At 46.4% G+C, this 1,566-nt stretch carries 2 protein-coding genes; both read right to left on the bottom strand.

Features of this window, described 5'->3' with window-relative positions:
* Positions 1-231: ethanolamine ammonia-lyase light chain EutC (locus tag A3739_RS14280; RefSeq protein WP_197472329.1), on the bottom strand; the 231-nt coding region annotated here is incomplete at its 3' end.
* Between the two features lies 1 nt (position 232).
* Positions 233-1,566: ethanolamine ammonia-lyase subunit EutB (locus tag A3739_RS14275; protein ID WP_068501857.1), on the bottom strand; the 1,334-nt coding region annotated here is incomplete at its 5' end.

Raw genomic sequence — 1,566 nt, 5'->3', positions numbered from 1 at the left:
TAGATCTGTTGAAATGTTTTCAAAGCTCAATGGGGTATGCACGGCATCTTGTGCTTTTGCATGTGCAAGCTGAAAGGCTAATGAGTGCTTCGTTGGTATGCTGATGCCCGCACGCCCTAGTCCAATTCTCGCATCTGTAAATGCACGTAGTCGCTCCCAAGGATTGTCAGTAACTGATGCTTCAGAGTTTTTTGCCGTTTGAGCTTGTTTGCTCTGTTCGTCTTTGCTCATCTTAACTTCCTGCGAGGCGCTTAATGGAGTCGTTAAACAGAGCAGGGACATGACTGTTCAAACTAAAGCTATTGTGATCGNTCGCAATCTCTAACTTATGCAGCCACGCCTCAAATTCTGGCGCAGGCCTAAGGCCCATAGCGCGTCTTGCGTATAAGGCATCATGAAATGAAGTGGTCTGGTAATTCAGCATGATGTCATCTGATCCAGGAATTCCCATAATGAAATTGCAGCCAGCGACACCGAGCAGTGTCAGTAAATTATCCATGTCGTTTTGGTCTGCATCAGCGTGATTGGTGTAGCAAACGTCACACCCCATTGGTACGCCGAGAAGCTTGCCGCAAAAATGGTCTTCTAAACCTGCACGTATGATTTCTTTACCGTCGTATAGGTATTCTGGACCGATGAATCCGACCACCGTATTGACCAGAAGCGGATTGAATTTTCGCGCAACTGCGTAAGCTCTTGCTTCACATGTTTGTTGGTCAACCATATGGTGTGCATTTGCAGACAATGAACTGCCTTGGCCTGTCTCAAAATACATGACGTTATTGCCTATCGTTCCTCGATTTAGCGATAGTGCTGCATCGTGTGCTTCGGCAAGAGTGCTTAGATTAAAGCCAAAGCTGTCATTTGTAGCTTGCGTGCCGCCAATAGATTGAAACACCAAATCGACAGGAGCGTTTTTTTCTATGGCTTCGATCGTATTTGTTACGTGGGTAAGAACACAGGATTGCGTTGGTATTTCGTAGCTTTCGATGAGTTCGTTCGTCATATCGAGTAATCGACAGGTCTGAGTGACATTATCAGTGGCGGGATTTATTCCGATGACTGCATCGCCATTGGCATAGAGCAATCCATCAAGTATGCTCGCTGCGATCCCCGTGAGATCGTCAGTAGGGTGATTTGGTTGAAGTCGGGTTGATAAGTGGCCGGGGAGTCCAATGGTATTTCTAAATGCGGTACTGACGTGGCACTTTTTAGAAACCAGTATCAAATCTTGATTACGCATTATTTTACTGACCGCGGCGGCTATTTCTGGCGTGATGCCTGAGCGAATTGTCGTTAGCATTTCGGTGCTTGCGAGATCACTAAGTAGCCAGTTTCTAAAATCTCCAACCGTAAGATGAGATATGGGTTCGAAGGCTGCTTTATTGTGCTCATCAATGATCAGTCGTGTTATTTCGTCATCTTCGTAGGGAATGAGCGTATCTTCTAGAAATCGTTTAAGTGGTACTTCCGCGAGCACCATCTGTGCAACAACCCTCTCTTCAGCATTACTCGCTGCGAGTCCAGCTAATCGATCACCAGAGCGAGCAGGAGTTGCTTTCGCCA

This window comes from Oleiphilus sp. HI0067 (genome assembly GCF_001635735.1).
This window is presented reverse-complemented; position numbering and strand designations above follow the sequence as displayed.